General features: G+C 72.2%; 7 protein-coding genes. 3 read left to right on the forward strand and 4 right to left on the reverse strand.

From position 1 onward, the window contains the following. Positions 1 to 215 precede the first annotated feature (215 nt). Positions 216 to 941, reverse strand: a complete 726-nt coding sequence (locus AB0B63_RS20215) for a hypothetical protein (protein WP_357020756.1) — start codon at positions 939 to 941, stop codon at positions 216 to 218. A 547-nt stretch (positions 942 to 1,488) separates the two neighbouring features. Beyond that, complete coding sequence (locus AB0B63_RS20220) at positions 1,489 to 1,728, reverse strand: winged helix-turn-helix domain-containing protein (RefSeq protein ID WP_357020759.1); 240 nt, start codon at positions 1,726 to 1,728, stop codon at positions 1,489 to 1,491. A 314-nt stretch (positions 1,729 to 2,042) separates the two neighbouring features. On the opposite strand from AB0B63_RS20220, the gene AB0B63_RS20225 reads away from it, so the two are divergent. Both AB0B63_RS20225 and AB0B63_RS20230 read left to right on the forward strand, forming a co-directional pair. After that, positions 2,043 to 2,321, forward strand: coding sequence for a DivIVA domain-containing protein (locus tag AB0B63_RS20225; protein ID WP_357020762.1), 279 nt, complete (start codon positions 2,043 to 2,045; stop codon positions 2,319 to 2,321). Then, a complete protein-coding gene (locus tag AB0B63_RS20230) occupies positions 2,318 to 2,614 on the forward strand; it encodes a hypothetical protein (protein WP_357020764.1) in 297 nt (98 codons plus the stop codon). Before AB0B63_RS20225 ends, AB0B63_RS20230 begins: the two co-directional genes overlap by 4 nt. Positions 2,615 to 2,620: 6 nt before the next feature. Here AB0B63_RS20230 and AB0B63_RS20235 read toward each other — a convergent pair whose 3' ends face one another. Beyond that, positions 2,621 to 3,310, reverse strand: a complete 690-nt coding sequence (locus tag AB0B63_RS20235; RefSeq protein WP_357020767.1) for a VOC family protein — start codon at positions 3,308 to 3,310, stop codon at positions 2,621 to 2,623. Between the two features lie 291 nt (positions 3,311 to 3,601). Next, positions 3,602 to 5,404 (reverse strand): ABC transporter ATP-binding protein, encoded by a 1,803-nt coding sequence (locus AB0B63_RS20240; RefSeq protein WP_208566569.1) that lies wholly within the window; start codon positions 5,402 to 5,404, stop codon positions 3,602 to 3,604. 174 nt (positions 5,405 to 5,578) lie between these two features. Here AB0B63_RS20240 and AB0B63_RS20245 point away from each other — a divergent pair, with 174 nt between their 5' ends. Continuing rightward, entirely contained in the window at positions 5,579 to 5,962 is a 384-nt protein-coding gene (locus AB0B63_RS20245) for a MarR family transcriptional regulator (RefSeq protein WP_357020816.1), read from the forward strand. Positions 5,963 to 6,450: the final 488 nt, after the last annotated feature.

Consider the following 6,450-nt stretch of genomic DNA (forward strand, 5'->3'; position numbering starts at 1 on the left):
GGCACGTGGACAACAGCCCGGCTCAGGCCACACCGCCGCCCGGCAACAGGGCGGCACCCGGACCCCAATGTAGTGATGGTTGCCTATGGAAACAAGTGCCCACCGCGTACGGCGATGGTCGCCGGCGCAACCCCGGCGTCGAGCCCCACCCCGGTCGGCGTCACCCTGCCGGCGCGCGGTCGACCCGGCCACCGGGTCGACCGCACGCCGCCGCCTCAGCGGTCGGTGGACAGGCTGGCGCAGTCGGTCTCGTCGGGCAGCAGCGGCCGGAGGGTGATCGACCAGCGTTTCCCGCCGGAGGTCCACGGGGTCGCCGCGTTGGCCTTGTCGGCGGCGGCGATCACCTGCTGCACGGCGGCCCCGGTGACCGTCACGCAACCCAGTTGGAGCCCCTCACCGAGACTGGTGCCGGGCAGCGCCGGGCCGGGCCACTCCACCCTGGGCTGTTTCGCGGTCTCCGGTGTGGCGACCCACGGCCCGGCCACCGCCGCGATGGCGGTCGGCTGGTACGGCTGCGTCGCCGCCCCCGCCGGATCGGTCACCTTGTCGGCGAAGGTCCGCAGTTTCTCCCGGGCGGCCTGCTGCGCGGCGGTCAGGCCGGCCTCCGGGCCGGTCGCCTCACCCAGGGCGTAGACCTCCAACCGCTCGGTGCCGACCGGCCCCCGGATGGTGAACCGGGTGGTGGCCACGTCGGTGATCGACGGGGTGCCCACGTCGACGGAGCTGCCCACCCCGGCGGCGCGGGCCTGCTCGACCAGCTTCGCCACCTCGGCCTTGCTGATCGTGCGAACCTGGATGTTGGGCAGCGCCGGCCCGGGATAACTCAGGATGGTCGGCCCCTCGGTGATCACCCGACCGTCGCCGTAGACGCTGACGGCCGGCAGCCGGGTCACATTGGTCTCGGGCCGCACGAAGCCACCCGTGTAGTCGATCCGCAGCACCGGCACATCAGCGGGAAGAGCGGATGGGACCGCATCGGGCGCCACACCCGCCCCGTCCTGCCCCGCACACGCCGCCGTGAGCAGGAGCACCGGAACAACCACCACCCACATGCCTCGAAAACTCGTCATACCCCTTGGACGCACCCAGACCCCCCACGGCTCCCCCCACTTTCCCCACCCCCGCTCCCACCCCGCCCCGCCCGCTCCGCCCCACCACGCCCCGCCCCCACCACGCCCCGCCCCGGTCCCGCCCCGGTCCCGCCCCGCTCCCACCCCACCCCCGCCCCGGTGATCAAGAGGTTTACGTCAAGTTTGATCTTCTGAATGACCTAAACCTCTTGATCACCAGGGCATAACGCTCGGCGTGGGGACCGGACGAGGCGGAGCGCAGACGCAGGGACGCGGAGCCTGCCACGCGCCTGGTGATCAAGGAGTTTGCGTCATCGTGGAGATCAAAGTTGACGTAAACCTCTTGATCACCGGGCAGATCGCCGCGTGGGGGTGGGGCGGGTGGGGTGGGTGGGGTGGGGTGTTGCGGGTGGGCGGGTCAGGGTTCGCGCATCCAGAGCTTCGGGTCGGCGATGAAGACGCCCTTGCCCTGGTGTCGGCGGATGACGCGCAGTGCCTCCAGCCGCACGTAGACCATCTGGATCGTTGACGTGCCGACCTTGTAATCGGCAGCCATCTCCGCGATCGAGGGCAGCTTGTCCTCTGACTTGAGCTTTTTGCTCCTCACGCTGGCGATGACGTCGTCAGCGATACGGATGTAGTCGGGTGTCGTAGGCATGGCGCTCCTTGCGTGGCACGCCAATTCGATCACGAATCGCCCGCACGCGACAACACTCAGTGGTTGACTTAAACGACTAAGCCGTTACTGTTGAGCGTGAGTCGCTCCTCGCGTGGCAACGAGATCGGCTTTCCCCTGGTCGGGGCGGGTGTGTTTGCCCGTCCCGACCCCGGCCGGCTGCTCTGCTGTCGTACCGCCGATGTGGGCTGCGACGGCCGGGCCGGCGGGTCGTCCGCAGCCGGCGGCGGACGACCCGCCCTCCAGCACCACCGAAAGGACCCCTCCGCCCTCCCCCAGCACGGGAAAGGACCCCCGTGGCCCAGGTGTATCGCGGTGGCCAGCCCTACGGGACCGGTCGCCCCGCCCTACTGACCCCCCACGAGGTACGCACCCACGAGTTCCCACCGCGCCGACGCGGCGTCGACCCCGTCGAGGTACGCCGGTTCCAGACCCGGCTCGCCGACGAGCTGGCCGCCCTGCACCAGGAGATCCGCGCCCTCGCCCAGGAGCACGACCGGCTCCGGCGGGCCCTGCGCGACTGGCAGAGCCGGCATGCGCGGGACTGCCCGCCCCCGAACGGCGGGCACTGGTGAACGTCCGGCCCCGCCCCGGTGACCTGCTGGTCGTCGACCGGGCCGCCTCGGTGCAGTTCGCCGGGGAACGCGCCTTGCGGCTGCGGGTGGTGTCGGTGTGCGACCGGCCCACCTACGACGGGTGGATCTGGCTGACCGGTTACGTGCTCGACCGGCGCGGCGAGGCCACCGCCAAACGGGAGGTCTTCGTCCAACTCGCCGGCCTGCGCCCCGTCTCCGCCCCGCCGCAGACGGATCGGCACACCGAGGGTCGCTCCCGCCACGCGGTCGGGCCGGGCAGGGTGCGGCGGTGAGGCGGGTCAGGCTCCCGGTGCCGGCTCGGGGACCTGCCGGTCGGGCTGGGGTTGGCGGGCGCGCAGGAACGGGCCGAGGCCCATTCCGTCCTCGGTGGCCAGGAACGCGCCGCGCGCGGTGAGCAGCGTCTCGTCGGCGTGCGCCATGCACCCCCACGCCGTGTCGCCCCACGAGTCGGCGAGCTTGACCTCCGCCGGTTCGGCGCACGATTCGCCGCGTGGGCCGCCGATCTGACAGCGGGCGGGTGCGCCGCCGCGCCGACCGGCCGCCTCGGCGGCCTCCCGGATCAGCGAGAACCGCACCTCACCGCCCGCCTGCGGGTCACGCTCCTGCGGCGGTACGGCCTGCCGCTGCCCGAAGGCGACCACGTTGCCGTCGGGGTCGGTGACCCGGCACTCGCCCCCGGGGGCGTGCTCCGGGTAGCCGCTCTTCTCGACCGGGTGCCCTGCGGCGGTGAGCCGCTCGGCGGTCACGGTCAGGTCGTCGACGTACAGGTAGACGAGCAGGGGCAGCTCGACGGTGACCAGGCGGGGGGTGACCGCCGCCAGGAGCAGCGTCAACTCCCCGCACCGCAGGTACGACCAGTGTGAGCCACCGTCGCCGCCGGCCCGGATCTCGGTGTAGCCGAAGTTCTCGTAGAACCGTCGGGCCGCGTCGGCGTCCGCCACGTACAGCACCGGCACCTGGGACCGCACACCACCACTTTGCACGGCGTCACTCTAGTCACCGATGATCGGCGACTCACGTCTTGCAGATCGGGTTTTTCCACCCGCCGGGTCGCCCCTGGTCACGGCCCTGCCCGTCGGCCGGTCGGGGCCCTGGACGCCGACGGGGCCGCCCTGGCTGTGGGACTCGCCCCGGTCCGGGGGACGCGCCGGGTCAGTGGGGTCGCCCCGGTCACAGGGCACGCCTCGGTCACAGGGCACGCCCGGGTCAGGGGCTCGCCCCGATCAGTGGGGTCGCCACGGTCAGAGGGCTCGCCGGGGTCAGCCGGCCAGGGTGGCGTACCGGCCGGCGCGGGCCAGCAGCGTCTCGTGGGTGCCGGACTCGACGATCCGGCCGTGGTCGAGCACCGCGATCTGGTCGGCGTGGCGCACCGTGGACAGCCGGTGCGCGATGGTGATCACCGTGCGTCCCTCGGCGAGGGTGTCGAAGGCCCGTTGGACGGCGCGTTCGGTCTCGGTGTCCAACGCGCTGGTCGCCTCGTCGAGCACCAGCACCCGGGGGTCGCGCAGCAGCGTACGGGCGATGGCCAGACGCTGCTTCTCGCCACCGGAGAAGCGGTGGCCCCGGGAACCGACGACCGTGTCGTACCCGTCGGGCAGGGCGGCGATCAGGTCGTGGATCTGCGCGGCGCGGGCGGCGTCCTCCAACTGGGCGTCGGTGGCGTCGGGGCGCGCGTACCGCAGATTTTCCCGGATGGTGGTGTGTAGCAGGTAGGTCTCCTGGCTGACCACGCCCACGACGGCGGCCAGGTCGGTCAGCCGCAGGTCGCGCAGGTCGACACCGTCGATGGTGATCCGGCCGGCGTCCGGGTCGTGCAGCCGGCTGACCAGGGCGGCGAGGGTGCTCTTGCCGGAGCCGGTCTCGCCGACCAGGGCGAGGCTGGTGCCCGCCGGGACGTCGAGGCTGATGCCGGCGACGGCGGCGGTGTCGCTGCCCGGGTAGCTGAAGGTGACGTCCTCGACGCGCAGGTGCCCGCGCACCCGGGTCGGGTCGATGGTCACCGGCCGGGCCGGGTCGTCCACCTCCACCGGCAGGTCGAGGTACTCGAAGATCCGGGCGAACAGCGCCAGCGAGGCGGTCAGCGTGACACCCACGTTGAGCAGGCCCATCAGCGGCCGGAACAGCCCGCCCTGCAGGGCGGTGAAGGCGACCAGGGTGCCGATGCTGAGCGTGCCGGCGGTGCCGGGCAGCCCCGCGCCGAGGTAGATCACCGCCGGGATGGCGGCGAAGATGATCGTCATGGTGGCCATCCGCCAGCGGCCGGCCAGCTCCGAGCGCAGCTCCAGGTCGACCAGGCGGGCCGAGCTGCTGGTGAACCGGTCGATCAGTGCGTCACCCGCGCCGAGGGTCTTGCTGAGCTGCACGCCGCTGATCGACAGCCCCTCCTCGATGGTGACGTTGAGGTCGGCCAGCTCCTGCTGACGCTGGGCGGTGATCTCGCGGCGCATCGCGGCGACCCGGCGGGTCAGCCAGATGGCCGGCGGCAGCACCACCAATGAGACCAGGGTGAGCCGCCAGGACAGCGCCACCATGGCGACCAGGGTGGCGACCACCGTGGTCAGGTTGGACGCGATCGAGGTGGCGGTGGAGGTGACCACCGTCTGCATGCCGCCGATGTCGTTGGTGATCCGCGACTGCACCTCGCCGGTGCGGGTGCGGGTGAAGAACGCGATCGACTGCCGGTGCAGGTGGGCGAAGACGTCGGTGCGCAGCCGGTGCATCACCAGCTGCCCGACCCGGGTGGAGATCCAGGTTTGCGCCACGCCGAGCACGGCGGTCACCGCCGCCACGGCGATCATGCCGACGACCAGCCAGACCAGCAGGGTCAGGTCGCGCTCGGGCAGCGCCCGGTCGATCACCGCCCGCAGCAGGAAGGGCGAGGCCATCGCGACCATCGACGACACCACGATGATCGCGGTGACCACGGCCAGTTGACCACGGTACGCGGTGAACAGCCGGCCGATGCGGCGCAGCGAGACGGCACGGGCCTGGGTCTTCTCGGCGGCACTGGCGGTCCGGGGGGCGCCGCCGCGGCCCTCCCGGTGAGTCTGGGTGGTGTCCAAGGGGGTCCTTCTTCCGTTCGGGGGATGTTTACTGAGGTTACCTCATCATGAGGCAACAACAGCGACTCCTGCTACCGTATTCCGGTGACCGGCGCGACATCCGACCCGCCAACCGATCCGGCCGCACGCTGCGCCGGGCCACCGACCGACCCGGCAGAGGAGAGCCTCGCCGAGTTGTTCTGGGCGGTGGCCCGTCGGCTGCGTCACCAGTCCCGACGTACCCTCGAACCCTGGGACGTCAACCCCGGTCACGCCCGCGCCCTCGCGGTGCTCACCCGGCACGGGACGATGCGGCTCAGCGCCCTCGCCGAGCACCTGCACATCGCCCCCCGCTCCACCACCGAGGTCGTCGACGGCCTGGAGGAACGCGGGCTCGTCGCGCGCCGCCCCGACCCGGCCGACCGGCGGGCGACCCTGGTCGCGCCGACCGACGAGGGTACGCGGGTAGGCGCGGCCATCCGGACGGCCCGCGCTACCGAAGCGGAGCGCTTCTTCGGCCACCTCTCCCCCACCGACCACGCCGACCTCACCCGCATCCTGCGCACCCTGCGCGACTGAGCCCACCCCGGCCCCGGGTGGCACCTCGACATCCACCGGCCCGACGTGCCGCATCAACCGCACCACACAACCCGTGCAGCGCCACACCACACCGAGGCCACGCTGCCCCGTGCAGCGCCGCGCCACACCGGCCCCACGCTGCTCATACAGCGCCGCACGGGCAGCGTGCCGTGCTGCCCCGCACCGTGCTGCCCCACCCTGCCCGCGACACCCGCGCCGTGCTGTCCCACGCTGCGCCGCACTACCCACGCGGTGCGTGCCGCGCGTGTCGGCTCGGCATGTTTTCATGGCGGTGGGAAGGCGGTGTCTCGACCGACCGACATGCCTGCCCGTCGGCTGGTGAGGATCGCGTGCACCTCTCGGCGGACCGCGTCGGGCTCGTGGAGCAGGCGATGTCGACGACGCGCTGAGACTGACCCTCTAGCGGCGGATTGGGACTGACCCCTCCGAGGCTGGAGGGGTGATCGCATTGGAAGACTGGGCTGAGA

It is taken from the genome of Micromonospora sp. NPDC049081 (assembly GCF_040648835.1).
Classification (GTDB): domain Bacteria; phylum Actinomycetota; class Actinomycetes; order Mycobacteriales; family Micromonosporaceae; genus Micromonospora; species Micromonospora antibiotica.